The sequence below is a fragment of the Corynebacterium lemuris genome (genome assembly GCF_024919295.1).
Classification (GTDB): domain Bacteria; phylum Actinomycetota; class Actinomycetes; order Mycobacteriales; family Mycobacteriaceae; genus Corynebacterium; species Corynebacterium lemuris.
This window is the reverse complement of record NZ_JANWTC010000005.1, coordinates 86,842-109,793: the sequence shown is the minus strand read 5'-3', so window position 1 is coordinate 109,793 and position 22,952 is coordinate 86,842. Positions and strand designations below refer to the sequence as shown.

The following is a 22,952-nucleotide window of genomic DNA, read 5'->3' as shown; positions in this document are numbered from 1 at the left end:
GTCAGCTCCTCTCGAAGATGCGGATCATGCTGCGTTCCAGCCGGGCGACGTTCTCGATCTCATGGGCCAGGGACTCCTCGTCGTCGGCGGAGAGCAGGTGCACCGTCCACATGCGGTTGGCGATGTCGATGTCACTGACCGAACCGCCCGGCTGCAGGTTGTAGAGCACGGTGGCGAAGGACAGGACCAGCTCGTTGGAGACCCGCATGGGTACCCGCACGATCGCTGATCGCGGCGGATCAGCCGGCCGCAACGCCAGCCAGGCGACCTTCACGGAGGCGACCATGAGGTCCCGCAGCCAGCCGAGCATGTACAGGATCAGCTGACCCCACTTCACGTGGAGCCCGGCGATCGGCATGGCGGGCAACGGCAGCCCGAAGACGACCAGGGCGCCCACGAGCAGGCCGCTGATGATGTTGGCCCACGTGACCTCGCCCATGAGCATGCACCACATGATGGTGATCCACACAATGAACCAGGGGCGGAAACGGCGGCGGATTCCTGCGATCACTGCTGGGCCTCCTCAATGGCGGGCTGCGGCTCGGGCAGCTGGTGGTCACGGTTGCGCAGGCGGTCGGATCCGTCATCCAGGCGCTGCTGGTCGACGGTGCGGCCGGGGTTGTCGGCGTTGGTGCCCAGCACCGCGGTGCGGTAGATGTTCACGTCCTGGGCGGATTCCGCCGCGCGGCCGGTGATTCCGGCGATCGGCCCGGCCAGCACCGTCACCGCCAGGGAGGCGGCGATGAGGGTCGCGGTGGAGGCGACCATGCCGACGGGCATGCGGCCGACGTCGTCACGCTCGACGAACTCGACCTCGTCGGTGACATCGGCCAACGGGGCGGGGCGCGCCATGGCGACGTTGCCCTCGGGGGCGTCCTTGCGGTCGCGCCAGAAACCCTTGGACCAGACCAGCACCATCACGTAGAGGGTGAGCAGGGAGGTGACCACGGCACCGCCGATGAGCAGCCACGCCAGGAAACCACCCTCGTTGGCGCCGGCCTCCAGCAGGATGATCTTGCCCAGGAAGCCGGAGAACGGTGGGATACCACCCAGGTTGATCGCCGGAATGAAGTACAGCAGCGCGATGACCGGGGCGGTGTAGGCCAGGGAGCCGAGGCGGCGCAGGGAGGAGGTGCCCGCCTGCCGTTCGATCAGTCCGACGACCAGGAACAGGGCGGTCTGCACGAGAATGTGGTGGACGGCGTAGAAGATGGCACCGGACAAGCCCTGGGAGGAGCCCAGCGCGATGCCGAAGATCATGTAGCCGATGTGACTGACCAGTGTGAATGACAGAAGTCTCTTGATGTCATTCTGCGCCATCGCACCGAGGATGCCCACCAGCATTGTCGCCAACGCCACCCACATGAGCAGTTGGTCGAGTGCGCCGTCGGTGAAGACCACCGAACGCATCCGGATGATGGAGTACACGCCGACCTTGGTCAGCAGACCCGCGAAGACGGCCGTGACCAGGGAAGGGGCGGTGGGGTAGGAGTCCGGCAGCCAGGCGTCCAGCGGGAAGACCGCGGCCTTGATGCCGAAGGCCACGAGCAGGACACCGAAGATGGCGGCCCGGGTGCCGGTGGGCACCTCGTCCATGCGCAGGCCGATCTGGGCCATGTTCACCGTGCCCACCGCGGCGTAGACCATGGCCAGACCGAAGAGGAAGACCATGGAGGAGACCATGGAGACCATGACGTAGGAGACACCGGCGCGCACGCGGGAGGGGGAGGCGCCGAGGGTGAGCAGCACGTAGGAGGCGACGAGGAAGACCTCGAAGCCGACGTAGAGGTTGAACAGGTCGCCAGCCAGGAAGGACATGTTCACGCCCATGCTCAGCAGCATGTAGGTGGGCAGGAACACCGCGACCGGCTCATCCTTGCCGCCGTCGCGCACTCCCTGGCTGATGGCGTACCACATGACGCAGAACAGCACGACGGAGGAGACGGTGAGCATCACCGTGGACAACCGGTCGGCCACCAGGGTGATGCCGATGGGTGCGTCCCAACCGCCGAGCTGCACGGTCTGGATACCCTCCAGGTCCACCACCAGCACCATCGAGGCCGTGAGCACGATGAGGGCAGTCAGCGTGCCCAGGGCGATGGTGCGCTGGAGCGCGGGGTGGCGGCCGGCGAGCAGCGCCAGGGCGGCGGCCACCGCGGGCAGGATCACCGGCAGCGGTATGAGGAAGGGCATGTACGGCAGGAGCGCGTCCACGAAGGGGTACATCTCAGGCATCCTCTTCCCCCTTCACGGGTGCCTCGAAGGAGCGGGGTCCGAAGGAGTCACCTTCGCTGGTCATCCGGCCGGTGGCGGGGTCGTCGGAGGCGTCGTGGTCGGGGGCGGCACTTGCCGTGGCGGGGCGCGCCGCGATGGCGGCGTCCTCGATGTCGTCCTCGATGACGTCTGCGGTGCGGTAGCGGTACTGGCGGTAGGCCAGGGTGAGGATGAAGGCCGTCATCGCCATCGAGATGACGATCGCGGTGAGGATCATCGCCTGGGCCAGCGGGTCGGCGATCTTCTCGCCGTAGAGCAGCGATTCGCGGCCCATGATCGGCGGGGATCCGGCGGAGCCGCCGGCCTGCAGGATGAGCAGGTTCGCTCCGTTGCCGATGAGCATCAGCCCCAGCATCATCTTCGTCATCGCGCGGTCAAGTACCAGGTACACGCCCGTGGAAATCAGTGTGCCCGCTGCCAGCAGCAGGACGAGGTTCGCCACCATCTACTCGTCTCCTTCCGGGTTGGTGCTTGTTGAGGCCGTCATCATCTGGCGGCGTTCCGCCGCGCGTGCCATGGACCGGGCCCGGTCGCGGGCCCGCTGCTTGCGCATCTCCTCCTCCAGGTCGAGCTGGCCACCCAGCGAGGAGAGGATGTGCATCATGAGACCGACGACGATGAGGTAGACGCCGGCGTCGAAGAGCAGGGCACTGGGCAGTGACATGCCGCCGATCAGCGGCAGATCCACAGAGGTGTAGGCCGAGGTCAGCGGGGGATGGCCCAGGAACATCGGCCAGATCGCGGCGAGCGCCGCCAGACCGAGGCCGGTGCCGAGGATGCGGCCGGCGTCGACCGGCAGTGCCTCCTCCAGCTCGGCGCGGCCACCGGCGATGTAGCGCAGCGTGAAGGCCAGTGCCGCGACCAGACCACCCGCGAAACCGCCCCCCGGGGCGTTGTGGCCGGCGAAGAAGAAGAACAGCGACAGCGCCATCATGGAGGGGAAGAGGATGCGTGTGGCCACATCGACCATGAGGGACCGGTTCTGCGCGCGCTCGGTCTCCACGCCCGCGGCGAGCCAGCGGCGGCCGGTGACGGCCAGCGTCGGGCGGCGGGAGGTGCGGCTGAAGGGGCGGGTGCGGTAGATCAGCGAGGCGACACCGGTCGCCGCGATGACCAGCACCGAGACCTCACCGAAGGTGTCCCAGGCACGCAGGTCCACCAGCAGCACGTTCACTGCGTTGGCACCGTGCCCGATGTCCATGGCCAGATCCGGCATGAACCGCGAGATCGGGTCGTGGGAACGGGCGTTGATGGCGAACATCGTCACCACCGTCACCGACAGGCCCACCGCCACGGACAGCCAGGCCCGTACCCGGTTCGCCTTCGGCGACTGCGTCCACTCCGTGCTGGTGGGCAGCTTGCGCAGCACCAGCATGAAGATGACCATGAGGACCGTCTCCACGAGCGTCTGCGTCAGTGCCAGGTCGGGCGCACCCTGCAGCGCGAAGATCACAGCCAGGGCGTAACCGGTGACACCGACGAGGATGACACCGGAGAGGCGGTTGTCCATCCGGGTGGCGGCGATCGCCGCGGCGATGATCACCGCGGAGGCCAGTGCCTGCCACGGGGAGTCCCACAGCACCATGCGCACGTCCGTCCGCTCACCCAGGATCAGGGCGACGCTCGGCAGGGCGATGAGCACGCTGAAGATGATGCCCAGGTTCACGGCCAGGGAACCCCGCTGGGTGGAGGCGGTCAGGCGCAGGGAGAGGGTGCGCAGGAAGTCCAGGACCGAGTCGTAGGCGGAGTCCGCGCTGCCCAGGGCGGGATGCTCGAACTGTGCCCTGGCCACCAGATCACGCTGCCAGTGCATGACAAAACCGGTGAGGATGATCAGCACCGACAGCAGCAGTGGCAGGTTGAAACCGTGCCACAGCGCCAGGTAGGTGCCCGCCTCGCCCGGACCGAGCGGCAGGACGTTGTCCATGTGGACGACTATCGCACCCGAGAGCTGGGCGGGGTAGACACCGAAGTACACGGTCAGCGCGGTGAGCACCGCCGGGGCCAGCCACAGGCGCGGGCCGATGGGGGCCATGTCCGTGACAGTGCCCGAGGTGCCGCCCCCGGTCTCGTGCTTCTCACGTTTGGTGGCGAAGGCACCGTGCAGGAAGCGCAACGAGTACGCCACGGTGAGCACGGAGCCCAGCACCATGCCCACCAGCATGAGGTTACGGGGCATGCCCACCAGCAGATCTTCGTCGAGGATGGCGGCGAAGACGCTCTCCTTGGCCACGAAACCCAGCAGCGGGGGCACACCGGCCATGGAGGCCGCAGAGACGATCGCCAGGCCCGCGATGAGGGGCTGGCGGCGACCGAGGCCGCTGAGTTCGCGGATGTCCCGGGTGCCGGTGGTGTGGTCGATCGCGCCGACGATCATGAACAGCGTCGCCTTGAACAGTGAGTGCGCGAAGGTCAGCGCCAGACCGGCGATCATGGCCTCCCGGGAACCCACCGCGACCGTCGCCGTGATGAAACCCAGCTGGGAGACAGTGCCGTAGGCCAGGACCAGCTTGAGGTCCTTCTGGCGCAGGGCCATCCAGCCTCCCATGAGCATGGTCAGCAGGCCCAGCGGGATGACCACCAGGTGCCAGGTGTTCATCACGTTGAAGTCCGGGGCGAGGCGGGCGACCAGATAGATGCCGGCCTTGACCATCGCCGCGGAGTGCAGGTAAGCGGAGACGGGGGTGGGGGCCGCCATCGCACCCGGCAGCCAGAAGTGGCCCGGTGCGATCGCGGACTTCGACAGGGCGCCGGCGAGGATGAGCACGATCGCGGCGGTGATGTGCGGGGTGGTGGCCACCTCGGTGAAGGTGGCGATCTCCGACAGCTTCCAGATCCCGGTCTGCCGGCCCAGGAGGATGATGCCCACCAGCATCGCCAGGCCACCGAGGGTGGTGACCATGAGCGCCTGCCCTGCGGAGCGTCTCGACGACGCACGCTCGCCGTAATAGCCCACCAGCAGGAAGGACAGCACCGACGTGATCTCCCAGAAGATGTACATCAACAGGAAGTTGTCGGAGATCACCAGTCCGAACATCGCCATGGCGAAGGCCACCATCTGTGCACCGAAGAGTGACAGGCGGCGGGGGTTGGAGTCGAAATAACCCCAGCAGTAGAAGAGCACCAGGGCGCCGACACCCAGGATGATCAGGCTGAACAGACCCGCGAGAGAGTCGAGCCGGAACTCCAGGTTGAGGTGGGCGGCCGGCATCCATTCCGTGGTGGACGACAGTGTTCCGCCGTCGGTGAATCTGCCCCCGATGAACAGGGAGAGCACCCAGAAGAATCCGACAGCCGGCACAGTCGCGAGCAGACCGAAGGCGGCCCGTCCGATGGTCCGGATGAGCAGAGGTGCGACCAGTGCGGTGATGGTCAGGGCGGCAAGAAGTAACAGCACGTCTGCGTTGTTCCCCTTCGCATGTGGGCGGACAGGACAGAGCGAGAACCGCGGTCCGATGTTGTCGTCGCCAACGTGCGTGCTGCCCCCAGCGGCAGTAAGATCTCCGCGAATCCCCGCCGGGTGTGATGGCGGGCAGACGAGAGCACTGAGAAACACCCAAGATTAAGGCGGCGTCGAGGACGGCGCGGCCAACGAAAAACCAGTCTAACCGATCACTGTATATATGGGGCCGTTGCGTTCACCTGCGGGGGCACCTCGGTTATGTATTCGCTCTCCTGCATTTCTCCCGCCGGGCAGAAAAAGAACGCGGAACCCGGGGACAGGTTCCGCGTGGGGGAAGGGTGGGGCCGGGGCGGTCATCACCCGTAGATGCGCTGGGCGCCGGAGGCCAGGGCGGAGGCGATGGAGGCATCCGGGGTCGGACCGAAACCGATGGCCCAGCACTGACGGTTCTCGTTGTGCTGGTGGGCGACCTTGATGAAGGTGACGGTTGCCTCGAAGATCTCGGTCTGGTGGAAGGAGAGGATCTCGACGTGCCGGCCGGCGTCGGCCAGCAGGTGGGTGACGGCGGAGGCCGGGCCCATGGCGGTGATGTCGCGGGTCTCGGTGACAGGCTGGGTGGTCTTGGAGGTGCGGGTCAGCTCGGCGCTGTAGTGCTGCCGGCCGCCGCGGCCGCGGACGGCATCCAGGCGGGTGACGCGGATCTCGGCTGCGGGGGCGTAGGTGGCGGTGAACAGTGGCCAGGACATGCCGGCGGACTCTTCCCGCAGACCACGGGGCAGGCGGTGATCGCTGCCGAAACGGGTGCTGAAGGGGTCCTGCTCGGTGTCAGTGCTGGTGTAGGTGGTGACGGTCAGGGAAGCGGTGTTCTGGAACATGATGACGGTCCTCGGGTTCTTCAGAAAGAAGTTTGGGTTGAGTGGACCGACTCTTCAGCGACGGGAAGGATTTAACGACTACTACCCCAGGTGCGGGGAGTCAGTCCCTATCCCGCACTGGGGTTCGTAGCCTCGGCTACTCGCTGAAGAGCAATGTTGTACGTCACACCGACAGGGTAACTCCAATCACGGCGGATGCACAAGCCGGGTTTATCCCCGGCCCCAGACCTGCAGGAATGCGGCCTCCGCCGTGGCGACCCGGCTGATCTCCTCCGGGGAGACGGACTCATCGGGGGAGTGGATGGTGGTCTGCGGTTCCTCGACGCCGAACAGTGCGATCTCGGCGTCCGGGAACTGCTCACGCAGCGCGAGGGTGAGCGGGATGGAGCCGCCGGAGCCGACGGTGGTGGTGTGCTCCGTGCCGTAGGCGGCGGCAAGGCAGTCGCGCAGCGTGGCGAGGGCGGGACCGCTGGTGTCCGTGGCGAAGGGGTTGTTCACATCCCCGGTCTCCACGGTGACGTGCGCACCCCAGGGGGCGTGGGTCTTCAGGTGCTCCTCGAGCCGCTTCGCGACGTCCGCGGCGTCCATCCCCGGCGGCACGCGCAGGTTGAGCTGCGCGGCGGCCGTGGCCGGCACCGCGTTGACGGCCTCCGCCACGGGGGTGGAGGTGAAACCTGTGACGGTCACCGCGGGGCGGGCCCAGACCATGTCGGCGGGCGCATCTGCATCGGTGCCCATGATCTCCACACCGTCGAGGATGCCGGCGTCCCGGCGGAATTCTTCGCGGTCATAGGGCTCACCGACCCAGGTGCCGGTGCAGTCCACGCCGTCGATGACGGTGCGGCCGTGCTCATCGCGCAGGGAGTCGAGGATGCGGACCAGGGCGGCGACGGCATCCGGGGCCGCCCCGCCGAACAGGCCGGAGTGCTGCGGGGCCCGGAGAGTGTCCACGGTGACGGTCAGCTGCGCGCCACCGCGCAGCATCGTGGTCAGGGTGGGCACACCCACGGCCACGTTGCCGGAGTCGGCGATGAGGATGGCGTCGGCGCAGAAGAGTTCGGGGTCGTCGGCAAGCAGGGCCTCCAGGCCCGCCCCGCCGCGCTCCTCGGAGCCCTCGACCAGGACGATCAACCCCAGTCCGGTACCGCCGGCCGCCTCGACAGCGCGCAGGGCAGCCAGGTGCATCACCAGGTTGCCCTTGCAGTCGGCGGCGCCGCGGCCGTACCAGCGTCCCTCCCGCTCGGTGAGGGTGAAGGGATCGGCGGTCCAGCGGGCCGGATCACCGGCGGGCACGACGTCGTAGTGGGAGTAGAGGAGCACGGTGGGCATCCCCTCCGCCGGTTCCTGCCGGCCGATGACGGCGGTGGAACCGTCCACCGTGGGATGGGTTGTCACCGTCAGACCCAGCTCCGTGAGCGCGCCCTCGACCCAGGCGGCCGCGGCGGCGTTGTCGGCCTCGCAACCGGGTTCGGCGTGGACGGAGTTGAAGGAGACGAGCGCGGCGAGATCGGCGAAGATCCGGTCGCGCTGGCCTGCCACATGGTTATGCAGACGATTGATATCAGAGGCGTTGGGGGAGATGCTCATGGGGTGAAAGTCTAGTTCCGGTGCCGCCGGAATCGTGCTGACCCCGGGTGGACCAACTAAAGTCTCTCTGATATCAGAACACCCCCACTCTCAAGATGACGCTGGAGCAGCAATGGCGCAAGGATTCACTCCGTATTCCGGAGGCTCGTTCGGAGGCCCCCCGGGAGGTTCCACCGGCCCCGGCCCGGGAGGTCAGTTCTCCGCCGCACCCACCCCTTCCCGGTCGACGAAGGCGAGCTCGGAACCCGTCCTCCACCTGCTCCCCAGCCTCCTTCTCGGACTGGCGGGCATCGGCCTGAACGCCATGCTCACCTTCGGTGGTTTCGTGGCCACCGATTCCGGCTGGGCCCTATGGTCCTTCATCGCCTGGTTCCTGGCCGGAGTCCTCGGCATCTCGCTGCTGGGCTGGTACTTCACGGAGGTCAACAGGCGGAAGGGGGCCGGTTTCTTCACCCGCGTGGGCTGGAAGAAGATGGTCGCAGGCCTGACCTTCACCGTCCTGGCGGTCGCCGTGCTGTGGTCCGCCATCGACATCGCCCAGTGGGCGGGAAAGCTGTGAGCCGGATGAAGAGCAGCATGAAGAGGAACACCCTGCGGATGCTGGCCGCCGGCCTGGCCGCCGGTCTGACCGGTGTACTGGGCACCTCGGCCGGCCTGGCGCAGGAAGCGGCGCCGGTGGGCGGGCAGGCCTCCCTCAACCATGTCGGGGCGTGCATCGCCGACAAGGGCGCCCTCGACGTCATCATCATGATCGACGAGACCGAGAGCCTCATCCACGAGGCCCGCGACGGTTCCGTCAACCCGGACGCCCCCGGCGCGGACGTCGAGCACCACCGCGTTCCTGCCGCCCAGAGCTTCATCGATGAACTGGTGGCCAAACAACGCGACGGGGACCTGGAGACCCGCGTCCGGGTCGCGGGCTTCGGCCAGGAGTACAAGTCCGGGGCCACCGACCCGGAGAACTACGGGGGGTGGACCGTCCTCGACGAGGGATCCGCAGGCGATACCAAGGACCTCATCGCCGCCTTCGCCGACCGCACACAGGAGCAGTACACCAACTACGCCCGGGCCCTGGATGGTGCCTACCAGGACTTCGCCCGCTCCGGTGCGGAAGATCCCTGCCGCATGGTGGTCACCTTCACCGACGGTGCCCTGACCGCGGCCGAAGGTGCGGGTGTCGCCGAGGCGGCACTGTGCACCCCGGGTGGTGTCGCGGACCGGCTGCGCGGCGCCAACATCACCAACATCGGCATCGGACTGTCCGCCCCGCACAACCCCTCCGACTTCACCCTCTTCCAGGGCATCACCCAGGGCACAGGCAGCCAGTGCGGCCAGCTCCCGCCCAACGGTGCGTTCTTCACCGCGGACAACGTCGGCGGACTCTTCGCCGCCTTCCGCGAGGCCCTGGCCACCGGCGGCGAGGCCACCGGCGAGACCCGTGCGGGCGACCCCTTCCGGTTCTCCCTGGACAACTCGATCTCCACGGTGCGGTTCACCGCCATCGCCAAGGACGACCTCGGCCCCGACGCCCACCTCGTGCTGACCGCCCCCGGCGGGGAGACGATCACCCTGGCCGAGACCGGCACCGGGGAACTCCCTTCCGCTGATGTCACCTGGGACGCGGCCACCGACCCTGTGCAGCAGGCCGACGGCACCCTCACCCTGAAACAGGGCGGCGACTGGGCCGGCACCTGGTCCCTGCAGTTCCAGGGTTTCGACGAAGCGGCCGCCGACGGCCGGGTCTTCAACTCCGTGGAGATCCAGCCCGACCTGCAGGTCGTCTTCTCCTCCGCCGGCGGGGAGGCCACCGGTGGCCTCAACCTGCGTAACGACGACCGCCTCAACCTGCGGCTCGTCGACCGCGACGGACAGACCCGCCCCCTGGAGGGTCAGGCGCTGCTCGACCTCAGCTTCACCCGACCGGAAACCGGAGAGGTGTTCCTCGCCGAGGGCGTCGACTTCTCCGCCGGCGAACTCGAGGTCCCCCTCGACGCCATCGGACAGCTGCCGGCCATCGGCACTCTGCAGGCCCGCACCACCATCACCACCCGCGGTGCGGGCGGCGCGCCGGGCACCCTGCTCAGTCCCATCCTCAACACCACCCAGCTGACCGTGACCCAGCGGGACATGCCGCAGCTGCCCGGTGCGGTCCGCTTCCGTGCCGAAGCGGAGAACGTCACCGTGGATGTGCCCGTCACCGGGCCGGGCCGGGTCTGGATCCCCACCGACAGCCGGATCGCCGCGTCCACTCTCCCGGACGGTGTCTCGGATATCGCGGTGGCCAGCACGTACAACAGCCCCGATAACGCTCTGGTCCTGCAGATGGATGAGCAGGCGACGCTGCCGGTGGAGCTGAGCACCGACTCACTGCGGGACGGGTTCGTCTCCGGCACCCTGCCGATCGCTGTCTCCAACCTCGAGGGTGCCAACGAGACCGTCGCCGACGTCCCGGCCGAGGGCGATCTGTCTGTCCCCATCGACCGGGGAACCTTCGCGGCGGCCTTCGTCCTTGCCCTGGTGTTGTCCCTGCTGATCCCGCTGCTGATCCTCTACGCCGTCCGCTGGTTCACGGCGAAGATCCCGAAGGACAGCATGGGGGCCATCCGGATCCCCGTGGAATATGAGAACGGGGTGCTGACCTACCAGGGCCGGACCCGCCCGGAGATCGACCCGGTCACCGCCGGCCAGAACCAGATCGTCAACAACGGCCGGCAGTTCAACGCCGACAGCTACACCGTGAAGGTCAAGAGCTTCCAGCTCAACCCCTTCGCGGAGCCGGTGGCCCTGGTCTCCCAGACTCCCTCCATCAGCGGCGAGGGCAAGCAGGAGAAGGGCCACGCCCGCCTCCCGGTCGCGGTCCAGAACAACTGGTTCCTCGCAGCCCGCCCCGGTGATCCCGGTCGGATGGACCTGGTGGTGCTCGCCCGGACTCCCGTCGAGGACAGCGCCGGACTGACCAACGACATCACTCAGAATGCCCCGACCCAGGCCGGTGTCCTTGCTGAGCAGCTGGCGGAACCGGAACCGCCCACCACTCCGGCCGGCGGCTCCTTCGGAACCAGGACCGGGAACACCGGTTCTGCTTCCGGTGGCGGCGGGTTCGGTGGCTTCGGCGGCAGCGGCCAGACCGGTCCCGGTAGCGGTGGCTTCGGTTCCGGAGGGCCGGGTAACACCGGCGGTAGCGGTGGCTTCGGCTCCGGTGGTTCCGGAGGTTTCGGTTCCGGTGGACAACCCGGTTCCGGCGGCTTCGGCAGCTGACACAATCAGGGGCAGCCGGGCGTGTGGCCCGGTTGCCCTCAACTACCCCTCAATGAATTAGCGCGTTTAACCTGACCTTCACTGTCTGCGGATATCACCTAAGGAAAGAGCATCATGCACAAAGTCCTCGTCGTCGGCTGTGGCGGTTCCGGAGCAAAGACCCTCGCCTACATGATGGACCAGCTCAAGACCACGCTGGCTGAGCGTCTCCCCGACCGTTACGACAGCCCCAAGGATGTCGAGCTGCCCCGTGCGTGGCAGTTCGTCTCCGTCGATGTGCCCACCGTCCCGGAACGGCCCGGCCCGAACCTGCCCAATGTCCCCGAGGCGGGTGGCCGCTACATCTCCTGCGGCTCCTCCGACCGCTATGCCACGGTGGACACCGCCGTGTCCAACCAGCTGGCCGGCCGCCGCGAGCTGGGCACGATCTCCAGCTGGGCGTTGACCAACCCGGGTTCGGAGACCACCCCGATCTCCGCGGGTGCGGGCCAGTACCGCTCGATCGGCCGCATGCTCATCCTGAGCAGGTTGCAGGAGATCCAGCAGGAACTGAAGAAGTCGTGGGACGTGCTCTACGGCGGCGAGACCGACCGCGAGCTCGCGGAGCTGCGTGCCGCGCTCTACGGCCGCACGGTCTACAGCGGGGAGAGCTCCAAGGAGCAGCCGCTGGTCTTCGTGGTGTCCTCCATGGCCGGTGGCGCCGGTGCCTCCATGGCCATCGACATCTGCCGTCTGCTCACCGGACTGGAGGGCAACGCCGTCTCCCTGAACTCCTTGTTCATGGTGACCCCCGACATCTTCTCCCAGCTCTCCGCCGATGCGGTGGCCGGTGCCAACCCCAACGCCCTGGCGATGTTCTCCGAGCTGGTCGCGGCACAGCTGGGTTCCGCCACCGATGACGACAAACGCCTGTTCAACGCCCTCGGTGTGCCCGTCGGTGACGACGACATCCCGGTGGGGCGCATTTTCCCGGTCGGCATCCGCTCCGGTGAGAACGGTGCGCTGCTCGGCGACGGTAAGCCGGACACCGTCTACCGGGCGCTGGGCCGTGGCCTGGCGGCCCTGATGTCCGATGAGGGCTCGATGGACAACTACAAGCAGTTCACCCTGGGCAACAAGGGCGGTGTCGGCGCCGACCAGAGCCGCTATGCCTGGGGTGCGACCGAGTCGAAGAACGTGCCGTGGGGCACCTTCGGTTATGCGCAGCTGTCCATGGGACGCGACCGGTACGCGGAATACGCCGCGCAGCGTCTGGCCCGTCAGGCAGTCGAGCGGCTGCTGCACGGCCATTACGATCCGACCGATGATTCGCCGGCGGACATCCAGATCCAGAAGCGCCTGGACAACAACCAGGGCGCGCTCGTCGACAAGCTCACTGCCTTCCTGCCCCGTCAGGGTGACGCCGGCAACTGGATCTACGAGAATTTCGGCGGCGTCATCGAGAACTGGACCCGCGACATGATGCAGCTGGTCAACAGTCAGATGCCGCTGGGGCAGAACAAGCGGGGCAGCGAGTGGGTCCCGGAGGTCATCCGGACCCTGCAGTCCTGCAGCCAGCAGATCGACAACGATCCGAAGAAGGACCTCTACGCCGGGGTCAACGCCTGGGCGAGCAAGGACGGGATCCAGCTGTTCCTGCTCAACCTGCTCAAGGCGGAGATCGCGAAGTACGGTGTGCCCTACGGATCTGCGCTGCTGCAGCGGATCCGCAGCTCCATCACCAACACCAACCTGCAGGAACTGCACGCCCTCTTCGATGGGCTGCCGGCGCAGGCGGTGGTGATGAACGATCAGCAGCGCATCGATCTGGAGAACTCCCGCGGGCGTATCGACGACTCCTCGGCGATCTCCCAGGAAATCGTCAACAACACCGCCGGCCAGATCCGGAACCGCGCGGTCGGTTACATCGCGCACCGTCTGGAGTCCGCCCTGGCGGACTTCGTGCGGAACTTCATCGAGCCGCTGCAGAAGCAGATCAACGACGCCCACGCCGACCTGGAGAAGCACAACGAGCTGACCAGCGACGTCAACCTCGGTGTCGCCCAGCTGAAGACCGACGTCCCGGCACTGTGGCCCGATGAGTCCCAGCAGGAGGTGTCCAGGCGGTTCAGCCAGGCCGCCAACGAGGTCTTCCTCACCGAGGTTGATTCCTTCATCGACCAGTTCATCGCGGACATCATCCAGTCCGCGAAGACTGAGGAGAGCCAGGACCACGACTACGCGCGGGCCCTGGAGATCTCCGCCGAACGTGTGGTCAGCGGCGACTGGGAGTCGCTCTCCGGCTCGGAGAAGGCGCCGGGTGACCTGCTGCGCCTGCTCGACGTGTGGGTCTCCCGCGAACTCAGCCGCGACCCGGCCAACCCGGGTACCACGCGGGACCCGCGTCCCGCCCGTTTCGAGTTCAACATCAGCACCAGCTCCATCCTCGACCGTTCCCGCCAGTACATCCGCAGGCCCGGTTTCTCCTTCCAGCAGTTCATCTCCAGCTCGCTGCGGGAGTTCGTCACCGCCCCCAATCTCACCGAGCACGAGCGGCGCGAACGCCGCCAGACGGTGCTGGGCAAGTTCAGCGAGGCCATGACCTACGCGCTGCCGCTGGCCCAGATCAACACCCAGCTGGTCCAGTCGATCTACGGCAACGAGGTCGCCTACAACTTCAACTTCTCCCGCATCCCCTTCGGCGGTGATGAGGTGGGCAAGATGCTGGAGCAGGCGGTCCGTGACTACCCGAACCACCGGCCCTCCGACATGACCCGCCCGCTGGGCAAGGCCCTGGTCAACCAGGGTGAGGAACGCTCCATCGACATCTTCGGTTCCTACCCGAACTATGCGCCGATCGTCTTCGACTCGCTGCTGCCCCCGATCGAGAAGCAGTGGCGCCAGACCACCGGCACCCGCGCCGAATTCTGGCACGGCCGCCGCGCCCGGTCCCTGCCCGCAGCCCTGCCGATGACTGACGCGGAGCGCAAGGCCCTGGTCAACGGCTGGTACGTCGGCCGCCTGGCCGGCCAGGTCTACTTCCCGGGCACCCTGGACACCAGCGACATGACCCCCGTGCAGATCTACGACGAGAAGGTCGGGCACTGGATCAACTTCGACACCCCGATGCTCACACCGGTCTCCCGTTTCCGGGCCACCCTGGACTGGCTGCCGAACCTGCTGGAATCCGCGGCCCTGGCCTGGTCGCGGGTGGGCGAGCAGCCCCTGTTCGAGTCGGTGAAGCCCTACATCCTCCTCCGGGAGCTGTGGGACGCGGAACCCACCCCCTCCCTGCCCGGCCGCACCATCCGCGGCCAGCGGCTGCTGCACCAGTGGCTCTACGACGGCGAGCGGCAGTCCGGTGAGATCCACATGATCGACGGCACTGCCCCCGGCGCTGCCCCGCAGGCCCGGCTCGAGGCGGCGAAGGCGTGGCTGGAGAATCAGAACGCCATCGCGCAGGCCTACATCCCCAGCTCCCGCCTCGGTGCCGGGCAGCTGTTCACCCGGACCGACCGTCCCTACGCCGACATCACGGACCGCGAGCTGGCCTCCCAGGTGCCGGTCTTCGCGGATCTGGCTCCGGACATCGCGGAGGCCACCGCCCGGATCGCCGCGATCCTCGAGGACTGCCTGCGTCAGGGCCCGCCGCAGGCCACCGACGTGCGGATGCCGACGACCCCCTTCGCCGGCGGCACGCCGTCGACGGCCCGCCCGACCCTGCCCGGCCAGGGTGAATTCTGATGGAGTCCGCACTGAGCAGTGACTCGACCCTGACGGTCTTCCTGGGCCGGGGAGGACTCTCACACGGCATCCGGCAGACCCTGGAGGACTTCACCGCCACGGGTCTCGTCCGGGACCTGGCGTGGGTGGATGCCGACTCCTTCAGGTCCTCCTCCTCGGAGGTGACCTACCTGCGGCTGAGCGAGGAGGGGAACGCGGAGATCACCCGGGAGCCCTTCAACGCACTGGTCGCCAGGTCCCGCATCACCCGACTACATCTCGGGGTGATCAATGTCGTCGGATTCGGTGGCGGAGAGATCCGCAGCGCCGAACTGATGGCGCTCACCGGTGCCATTGACAGCATCCTCACCGGCCGGAGCATCCAGCGCACCAACCTGATCATCTCCGCCGTGGGTGCACCCCTGGAAACCGACCTGCCGGTACTCAAGGGCTTCACCAACCTGTTCCTGGCCCCGGAGGATTCCCCGGGGCCGGAGTCGGCCACCGTACCCTTCCACTTCGACCACCTGGACAACCGCTTCACCCTGCACTGTGTGGCGGGGATCGCGAGCCTGTTCGGCCTGTGGGAGGGCAGCACCCATGCCCCCGTCGCCCGACTCGATCCGGCCAGCGGCGTGACCTTCCGGCTGGTGCGCGCCTATTACCGGCGCATCGACGGCCAGGACGTGCAGGCCCGGTTGAAGGCCCGCATCTTCGACACCGGACTCAACCCCCTGCCCCGCCTCAACAGGCCGGGCCAGGAGGTCTCGGCCCAGTACACCGAGAATCCGCGGGCCTTCGCTGAGACCGCCGCGGAGGATCTGCTCAATGACTTCAACCAGCGGATCGAAGGAAAAACCACCCATGCCGTGGCGCAGCAGACCCGCCGCACCACCTCCGGCCGCGCGCTGGGGGAGTTCCTCCGCATCTGGGGGAAGCGGATGGTCACCACCCCCGCCAGGTTTCTTCGGGACCTGCGCGGTGAGGCCCGGACATTCGTCGATGACACCGTGCAGGCAGGGCTCTACGGGGAGGACTCCCGCATGCGCGTCGGAGGCGGGGGCGGCGCGGAGCCTCACCCCGCCGACGGCAGCGGAACCCGGCAGGCCCGCCGCGAGAATCTGCAGGTGGAGGCCACCCGGGAATTGGGCCCGCTGTGGAGCTCCTACGCCAACACCGCTCTGACCATGCTCGATGCCTCGCCGCGGCTCATCACGGAGAACGCCGGGCAGTCCTCCTATCCCCGCGTGATGCAGGAACACCCGGAGCGTCCCGTGTGGGTGGCCCGCAGTGCAGTGGACGTCATCCCGGGGCCCGACGCCAACTTCGGCCATGACCTGCCGGTGGAGGTGAAGTCGACGATCGGTGGCGGGGACATCGCCCCCTATGACATCGCCGGGATCGCCGCATACGAACGCAGTCTCGCCTCCCAGCGACACGGTCGGCAGCGCGAGGTCGGCCGGGTGATCGGCGACTTCAAGCAGTGGCAGGAGGAGAACTCCGGCAGTTTCGCCTGCCATGTCGGCCGCGGACTGGTGGAGCGGCGGGGACAGCTCCGCCAGCGGAAGGAACAGCTGACCGGGCAGATCACCGACCTCGAGGGCCGTCAGGCCAAGGCGGCGGGCACCGGTGCACTGGCGGGGGTGCTCCGCTGGCTGGGCTGGGTTTTCCTCGGATCAGTGGTGATCTTCGCCCTGCTCTGGGGCTTCGGCCACCTCCGCCCCACGCTTTTCGATGCACCGCGCGCCGGTTGGGTGGACACACTCAACGCAGCCCCCACCGACATCAAGGTGTGGATGTTCAGCATCTGGGTGGGCCTGTGGCTGCTGTTCTGGATTCTCCAGGTGGCCGTGGAGACGCGTGATGAGATACGTTTCCTGAACCGTCGACGCGACATCGTGAACAAACTGGATGCCGCCCGGGCGAACCTGGAGGTAACGCGGAAGGCACTGGTCCGCATCGACGTCGGTTACGGCCAGTTCCTCTCGACATCCCGGATGATCGGTGCCCTCATCAACGAGCCTTTCGGACACATCCGGCACCCCCGCGTCGAATCGACCATCCCGGTGAACACCATGCCGGAGTCGGTGGTCTTCGCCGAGGCCGACCCCGCCTCCGGTGAGGTGGAGCGCCTGGCCAACACCTTCCGTCGTGAGATCTACCGCGAAGGCTGGCTCGGGGACTACGTCATGGGTGGACTGGCCGAGGCCGCCCGGAACTTCGAGGAACGCACCAACGGTAAATTCGCGGTCAACGATGTCTTCTCCACCTCCGGTGAGGGAACCGGAGGACAGCTGGCCCGCCTCGCCGGTGCCGTCACGGCCACCGGGTTCCGCACCCGGGACCGGTCGGAGGACGTGTGGCGCAGAATCACCACCGACCTCCGGCAGGACACCGAACGAAATGACACCGGCATCCTCTCCCCGCAGCAGGTCTACCGTGACGGCCGGAGGGAGACGGCACCCTCGCGTCTGCCGCTTGACGAGGCCGTCGCCCTGGGCTCCTTCAACGGCGAGATCGCCACGGAACGCGGCCGGGTGGACGGGATCCTGGACCTGGATCCCCGGTACTGCACCCATGACCGCAACATCAACACCTTCGATGCCATCGGGGTCAGCGAGGTGCTGGTCCAGATCGGGCAACCGGCGCACCAGGGGGATGTCGCTTTCCGGCGCCCCGACCGCCAGCCACTCGACCCCGGTCTGGTCGGCGCCATGCCGGACAGTGAGGATTTCCAGGTGAGGGAGCCGCGGGGGATGACGATGCCGCAGCCGAAGCATCACCTGCCAGGAACAGGAGAATTCTAGATGTCGATCGAACTGCAAATTCTCGGTGCCTTCGAGACGTGGCGTGGCATCGCCCGCGAGATCTATCCCGAGGAGGCGCTGCCGACCGGTGAGGAACTGGTGGCCGCGGCTCGTGACCACACGGAACTCGACGCGGGTGGCAGTTATCCGGCGCTGCAGGTGTGGGCGGAGGCCCTGAAGCATGTCCGTGCCCTGGCCCTGACAGAGAACACCGAGGTCATCCCGGACCTCGAGGAGCTCTACCGGCCCACCCTCACCGAGGAGGTGGAGCCCGTCACCCCGGGGCAAACAGAACCGGAGTACGTGTACGCGGAGTTCGAGGACATCACGCCTGAGGACATCGTCGACTCCCCGCCCGGGCGGCACGCCGCCCGCGGACCGGAGCCGGAGTTCGAACCGGAACCGGAGCCGATCCCGGAGCCGCAGCCTGTCCCCGTCGACCCGGATCTGCGCCCCTATGAGGCCCACGAGTTCCGGATGCTCGACGGTTTCCGGGATATCGAGGAGATGCCCGGTGCAGATCTGCGGGTCCTACCCACTGGTGACGGTGCCCTGGAACTGGAGTGGTCCCTGCCCAGCTGGGCCCAGAGCACCGCCAGCTTCGAGAGCCGCCTCTTCCGCATCGTCAGTGACGAGGAGGAGTTCGATAAGGACCCCGATGCCGGTGAACTCCGGGCTGTGACGGTGGCGCAGCGGTGGATCGACCATGAGCCTCTGACCACCGCCTACCGCCTCTACCAGGTGTGGATGTACGAGGGCACCTCGGAGACCTCCGCCCTGCGCGGTGAACCCACCCTGGTCGGGGAGCAGACCTATATCCGGCCCATCGACAACATTGAGCTGTCTGTCGCCGGCTCCGTGGTCAAGGGGCAGTGGGCCCCGGAGGACCACACCCACCGCGTGGCGGTCTTCGCGGCCAAGGCCTCGGAACGCCGCACCACCAGCCGTCGCAACGAGATCGCCGTGGACACCCAGAACCTGCAGGGCTTCCGGTACACACCCCAGTACAAGGGTGAGGAATACAAATTCGTCGCCCAGCGCTACGTCCGCATCCACGGCGCGCAGCTCTCCTCCGCCCCGTCCGAGGAATTCACCATCTACGTCAACGCAGAGGTGGTGGACGTGCCGATCCGGGTGGAGGAATCCTCCGACGGCTTCGAGACCAGGTTCAACGTCAACTGGGAGAACCCGGATTCCGGTGAGGTGTGGATCTACCGCACGCAGGAGGCCCCGGTGGACGGCCTCCAGGACCGGGTCGTCGAGGTCGACCAGCTGGAGTCCTTCGGGCTGGCGCAGCGCGACTGGGCCAACGACCTGGAACGCGGCATGAGCAGCTGCTCCGTCGACTGGCCGGAGGACTGGTACTCGGTCTTCATCACGCCCGTGAGCGTGGTGGGCAACCAGGCGAAGGTGGGTCGTTCCCACTCCCGGGTACGCGTCGGTGAGGTGGGCAATCCGACCCTGCATGAACGTGTGAACAACCAGTTCCTCACCTTCGGGTGGCCGGAGGAGGCGCATGAGGTGACCGCCGTCTACGGGGAACCCGGGACCGGACACCAGATCTCCCCGCGGCCCGAGGACCCGGGTTCCAACATCGCGTCGATCCATCGGCAGGCCTACGAACAGGACGGCGGCATGCGCCTGCATCTGCCCGCAGCCGGTGACGTCGCGCTCTTCCCCTCCCGGGTCTATGAGGGACGGCAGATCTGGGGTGATCCCGAGGTGCTGCACTATGACGGCCTGCGCCAGTTCGGTTATGAGTTCACGGCCCAGGACGGGCGGTTGTTCCTGATCATCTACAGCGACCGGGAGGACCACACCCACCGCCAGTTCACCCTGCGGCTCCAGCAGGGCCGACTGCCGCTGGAACCGAATGACGGGCTGGAGGTCAAGGCCCGCCGGATCGTGGGGAACATGCAGGATGGAAGTGATTTCCTGCCCGGCATCAACTCATCCACCCTCTACCCGGACCGTTACGAGGAGTTCTGGGAGCTGAATCCGGCTGACCTGCAGAACCCGCCGGGGGCATACTTCCGCCTGTTCGTCCGCGAGGACCACCGGGTGGGCACCCCCGTCAGCGCTCTGCTGGACCCCAACCCGGCGACCCTGTTCGTCGACGAGTGGCACCGCTACCTGAGTGGTGGAGAGCAGTGACAGTTCCACGGCGACGCTGGTCGCACGTCACCTACGCCTCCTTCCGCAATCAGGCAGGTGGCGGCGGCTGGACCACCGGTCCCTCGGTCAACGCCGACCTGGCCGATGAGCAGGTGGTGGCCGAGCATGCCCCGACCAGCATGATTCCGACGCAGTCCTTCGATGATTTCATCGGGGCAGCTGAGATCGCGGAGCTGCCCCGCCGCTTCGAGTACCTCCCGCTGGGGGACAGGGGGTTGTTCATGCAGTCCGTCCCGGCCGGCAAGGACGCGACCGGCCGGCCGGGCAATGTCTTCACCCACGCGTTCATCGACCATGATCTGGGCCGCCCGCTCGCGGCCACCTACCCCATCAACTTCTACCGTTCCGAGGACCTCCTCACCCCCTTCCGCATCGCGTCAGTCAACGCGGTCACCCTGCCCCAGGACCTGCAGGAACCCCGGCCGGGACCGCTGACGGACCTCGCGGTGGCGTGGATGATGGTCACCACCATGCTCGGTGACCGGACCGGGGCGCTCTACCGTCTCCAGGATGTCCTCAGCGGGGGCACGACGACACCGGTGCTGATGGTCAAGAACGCCAACGAGGCCGTCTACTGGCTGCAGGCGCTGTCGTCGACGCTGTCCCCGGATGAGGCCCGCCGGCTTCTCCGCTTCACCACCTTCGAACGTGCCGCGGCGCTGCCTGCCCCGCTGCCGGGACAGGAACATCCGGTGGTCGTGGTGCCCGCCACCGACAAGGATGCGCTGCAGCGTCTGGAAGGCATCACCGTCATTGATCCGGCGGACCCCCGGACCCGTGAGGCACAGCCGGGATCCCCCTGGTCGGAACTGACCAGGGGGGTGTTCACCGTCGGCCTCTCGCCGTTGCAGGTGGTGGAATTTCTCACCGGGGAGCCCGCGGCAGACAACCCTGCCGCGCCCAGATTCGGCGACGGGCTGGCCGGGCTGGTGAAGCGTCGGCCGGGGCTGTTCGCGGCGGGGCTGGCGGACGTCGCAAAGCAGCACCTGGACTCGCGCGGCGCCGCTGCCGGGGCTGCGCGGAATCTGGATGTGGAGCTGGTCCAGCAGGTGATTGAGCGACCGCAGCTCGTGCTGGAGAACCATGCCTGGCCGGTGCTGGGGCGGGCAGATCTGCCCGAACGCGATTATTACGGTCTGGCCGATGAGGCCGTGGCCGTGCTGGAGAATCTGCGCACCCAGCCGACTGACGTGTTGGTCGGCTACCTGAATTTCCTGCTGGCCACCGGGCTGCTCTCACCCGAGGCCATCCATGATCGTGGGGTCCGGGACCTGTTCAACATGGGCGACTCCTTCCGGGGAGGACACGTGGCACCCCTGCCTCTCAACGCCCATCCCGAACTGCGGACTCTGCTGGACCTGGCCGGACAGGACAGAAAAGAGAAGCTCTACTCCACCCGACGGCGCGGGGAACGGGCACTCCTGAGCCTGGGGAGGGAACACAGCGTCCAGACCATTGTGGAATGGCTGAGAAAGCCCAATGTCCTGAGGATCCTGTACGAGTTGGTCAAGAACCAGTTCGTTTCGGAGCAGGGCGCGAGCGCCACCTTCGATCTGCTCCGTATCTACTACACGGTGAATATGTTCGCCGATGCCGGGCTGGCCATCACGGGAGACCCGAGACGGGACGAGCCCCTGCAGAGGTATCTCGCTGAACTGACTCTCTATGCTGCGGAGAACTATGCGGCGCAGGGCCAGATCGACCGTGCCGGTCTGAAGGAACTCGGAAGGCGTGTCGCGCGGGAGGACATTCTCGACGCGGGGGTGGACCCCCGGCTGAGAAGGGACGTGGCCCGGGCCATCCGCGGGCATCTGGATCCGCAGAAGATCCTCATTGAAGGGCCTGCTGTACAGCAGATCTTCGCGGACGTGGCGGAAGGGATAGTCAACGAGATGGACAGAACTGAAAGAGCAGGAACCGATGCATAGTATCCGTCTGAGCGCGGGACAGGCCCACGACCTGGAGGGGCCCACCTTCACCGGCCAACTCCAGGTTGAGCTGAGCGGCGGACTCGATTTCGAGGTGGATGTCCCGCACATGGAGTCCAAGCGCCGGGGCTCGAAGGTGGCGATCCGCAATCCGCGGGAAACCACTGAGGTCACGGTCAGCCCGGGTTACGGGCACTCCTATTTTCCCACCGGCACGAAACTGTTCGTGACCCTGCATGTCACGCCGGAGCAGGGGGAGGGGACCCGGATCGAGTTCCCCACCTTCGAGGTCGGGGGACTGCGCTCCTTCCCCGTCGCGGTGATCCTGCCCACGGAGGACCAGGTCCGGCTGGTCGTGGCGGAGACCACGAGCGACACCACCCTCGATGAGTATTCCGCAGGTGTGCGTTCTGCGTTGCGCCGCTCCATCGAGCGGGACAGCCTCCCGGAGGGGAAACGGCGGGACGTGGTCGTGATCGTCGACGTCTCCTCCTCCATGCCCCTGAGCATGGACAGACGGACCTTCGAGGCGATGTGCACCTTCGCCGCAGGAGTCCTGTCCACCAACAGCGGTGACCGGGTCCTGCACCTGGCCACCAGCAGCGCCGCGGACCCCCTGGAGGTGCTCCCGGGACCGGAGGCCGTCCGCCAGCTGGCCGCCCGGGACTTCCTCTTCAAGGAGGTCGGCTGGAGCCGGGACCTGGGCAGCCTCGACCCCGGGTTCGCCCTCGTGGTCATCTCGGACGATCTGCCGGCCGAGGTCGCGGCCCGTGGTGGTGTGGTGCATCTGCTCACCCCGCGCCGACCCGCCGCCTCCGCGGGACACACCTCCACTGTTTTTGATGAATCCCTGATCACCGCCGTGCTGGAGCAGAACTCCATGGAACTGGCGGTGCCGACCCGAACGATGTTCGACACCCTCACCCAGGGGGAGAAATAGAAG

Annotated in this window: 13 protein-coding genes; 7 read left to right on the top strand and 6 right to left on the bottom strand. The window is 67.3% G+C overall.

Annotation, left to right across the window (positions count from 1 at the left end; all coding sequences use genetic code 11):
* Position 1: 1 nt before the first annotated feature.
* The 6 genes from NYP18_RS08475 to NYP18_RS08450 all read right to left on the bottom strand — a co-directional run bounded on the left by NYP18_RS08475 (position 2) and on the right by NYP18_RS08450 (position 8,139).
* Positions 2–511, bottom strand: a complete 510-nt coding sequence (locus tag NYP18_RS08475; RefSeq protein ID WP_259427758.1) for a Na+/H+ antiporter subunit E — start codon at positions 509–511, stop codon at positions 2–4.
* Positions 508–2,226: a Na+/H+ antiporter subunit D gene (locus NYP18_RS08470; RefSeq protein ID WP_439648077.1), complete on the bottom strand. Its 1,719-nt coding sequence runs from the start codon at positions 2,224–2,226 to the stop codon at positions 508–510. The genes NYP18_RS08475 and NYP18_RS08470 overlap by 4 nt, the downstream gene beginning before the upstream one ends.
* A gap of 1 nt (position 2,227) precedes the next feature.
* Positions 2,228–2,719 carry a Na(+)/H(+) antiporter subunit C gene (locus tag NYP18_RS08465; protein WP_259427756.1) on the bottom strand — a complete coding sequence of 164 codons (492 nt, stop codon included), beginning with the start codon at positions 2,717–2,719 and terminating at the stop codon, positions 2,228–2,230.
* Positions 2,720–5,671: a Na+/H+ antiporter subunit A gene (locus tag NYP18_RS08460; protein ID WP_259427755.1), complete on the bottom strand. Its 2,952-nt coding sequence runs from the start codon at positions 5,669–5,671 to the stop codon at positions 2,720–2,722.
* A gap of 362 nt (positions 5,672–6,033) precedes the next feature.
* The gene (locus NYP18_RS08455) at positions 6,034–6,552 is read right to left on the bottom strand and encodes an acetyl-CoA acetyltransferase (RefSeq protein WP_259427754.1); all 519 of its coding nucleotides are present in this window, start codon (positions 6,550–6,552) and stop codon (positions 6,034–6,036) included.
* A gap of 210 nt (positions 6,553–6,762) precedes the next feature.
* Positions 6,763–8,139, bottom strand: coding sequence for a dipeptidase (locus NYP18_RS08450; RefSeq protein ID WP_259427753.1), 1,377 nt, complete (start codon positions 8,137–8,139; stop codon positions 6,763–6,765).
* Between the two features lie 112 nt (positions 8,140–8,251).
* Between NYP18_RS08450 and NYP18_RS08445 the strand changes: the two genes are divergently transcribed.
* The 7 genes from NYP18_RS08445 to NYP18_RS08415 all read left to right on the top strand — a co-directional run bounded on the left by NYP18_RS08445 (position 8,252) and on the right by NYP18_RS08415 (position 22,949).
* Positions 8,252–8,698, top strand: a complete 447-nt coding sequence (locus NYP18_RS08445) for a hypothetical protein (RefSeq protein ID WP_259427752.1) — start codon at positions 8,252–8,254, stop codon at positions 8,696–8,698.
* A 17-nt stretch (positions 8,699–8,715) separates the two neighbouring features.
* A complete protein-coding gene (locus tag NYP18_RS08440; RefSeq protein ID WP_259427751.1) occupies positions 8,716–11,397 on the top strand; it encodes a vWA domain-containing protein in 2,682 nt (893 codons plus the stop codon).
* 114 nt (positions 11,398–11,511) lie between these two features.
* Entirely contained in the window at positions 11,512–15,120 is a 3,609-nt protein-coding gene (locus tag NYP18_RS08435) for a tubulin-like doman-containing protein (RefSeq protein ID WP_259427750.1), read from the top strand.
* A complete protein-coding gene (locus tag NYP18_RS08430; RefSeq protein ID WP_259427749.1) occupies positions 15,120–17,906 on the top strand; it encodes a hypothetical protein in 2,787 nt (928 codons plus the stop codon). Before NYP18_RS08435 ends, NYP18_RS08430 begins: the two co-directional genes overlap by 1 nt.
* Positions 17,907–20,060 carry a SaeA-related protein gene (locus NYP18_RS08425; protein WP_259427748.1) on the top strand — a complete coding sequence of 718 codons (2,154 nt, stop codon included), beginning with the start codon at positions 17,907–17,909 and terminating at the stop codon, positions 20,058–20,060.
* Entirely contained in the window at positions 20,057–22,009 is a 1,953-nt protein-coding gene (locus NYP18_RS08420; protein ID WP_259427747.1) for a GAP1-N2 domain-containing protein, read from the top strand. The genes NYP18_RS08425 and NYP18_RS08420 overlap by 4 nt, the downstream gene beginning before the upstream one ends.
* A complete protein-coding gene (locus NYP18_RS08415; RefSeq protein ID WP_259427746.1) occupies positions 22,002–22,949 on the top strand; it encodes a hypothetical protein in 948 nt (315 codons plus the stop codon). Before NYP18_RS08420 ends, NYP18_RS08415 begins: the two co-directional genes overlap by 8 nt.
* Positions 22,950–22,952 lie beyond the last annotated feature (3 nt).

Excerpts from the sequence above, each read along its gene's own strand:
- NYP18_RS08470 (WP_439648077.1), bottom strand. The coding sequence starts at position 2,226 with ATGTACCCCTTCGTGGACGCGCTCCTGCCGTACATGCCCTTCCTCATA.
- NYP18_RS08465 (WP_259427756.1), bottom strand. The coding sequence starts at position 2,719 with ATGGTGGCGAACCTCGTCCTGCTGCTGGCAGCGGGCACACTGATTTCC.
- NYP18_RS08455 (WP_259427754.1), bottom strand. The coding sequence starts at position 6,552 with ATGTTCCAGAACACCGCTTCCCTGACCGTCACCACCTACACCAGCACT.
- NYP18_RS08450 (WP_259427753.1), bottom strand. The coding sequence starts at position 8,139 with ATGAGCATCTCCCCCAACGCCTCTGATATCAATCGTCTGCATAACCAT.
- NYP18_RS08445 (WP_259427752.1), top strand. The coding sequence starts at position 8,252 with ATGGCGCAAGGATTCACTCCGTATTCCGGAGGCTCGTTCGGAGGCCCC.
- NYP18_RS08440 (WP_259427751.1), top strand. The coding sequence starts at position 8,716 with ATGAAGAGGAACACCCTGCGGATGCTGGCCGCCGGCCTGGCCGCCGGT.
- NYP18_RS08435 (WP_259427750.1), top strand. The coding sequence starts at position 11,512 with ATGCACAAAGTCCTCGTCGTCGGCTGTGGCGGTTCCGGAGCAAAGACC.
- NYP18_RS08430 (WP_259427749.1), top strand. The coding sequence starts at position 15,120 with ATGGAGTCCGCACTGAGCAGTGACTCGACCCTGACGGTCTTCCTGGGC.
- NYP18_RS08425 (WP_259427748.1), top strand. The coding sequence starts at position 17,907 with ATGTCGATCGAACTGCAAATTCTCGGTGCCTTCGAGACGTGGCGTGGC.
- NYP18_RS08415 (WP_259427746.1), top strand. The coding sequence starts at position 22,002 with ATGCATAGTATCCGTCTGAGCGCGGGACAGGCCCACGACCTGGAGGGG.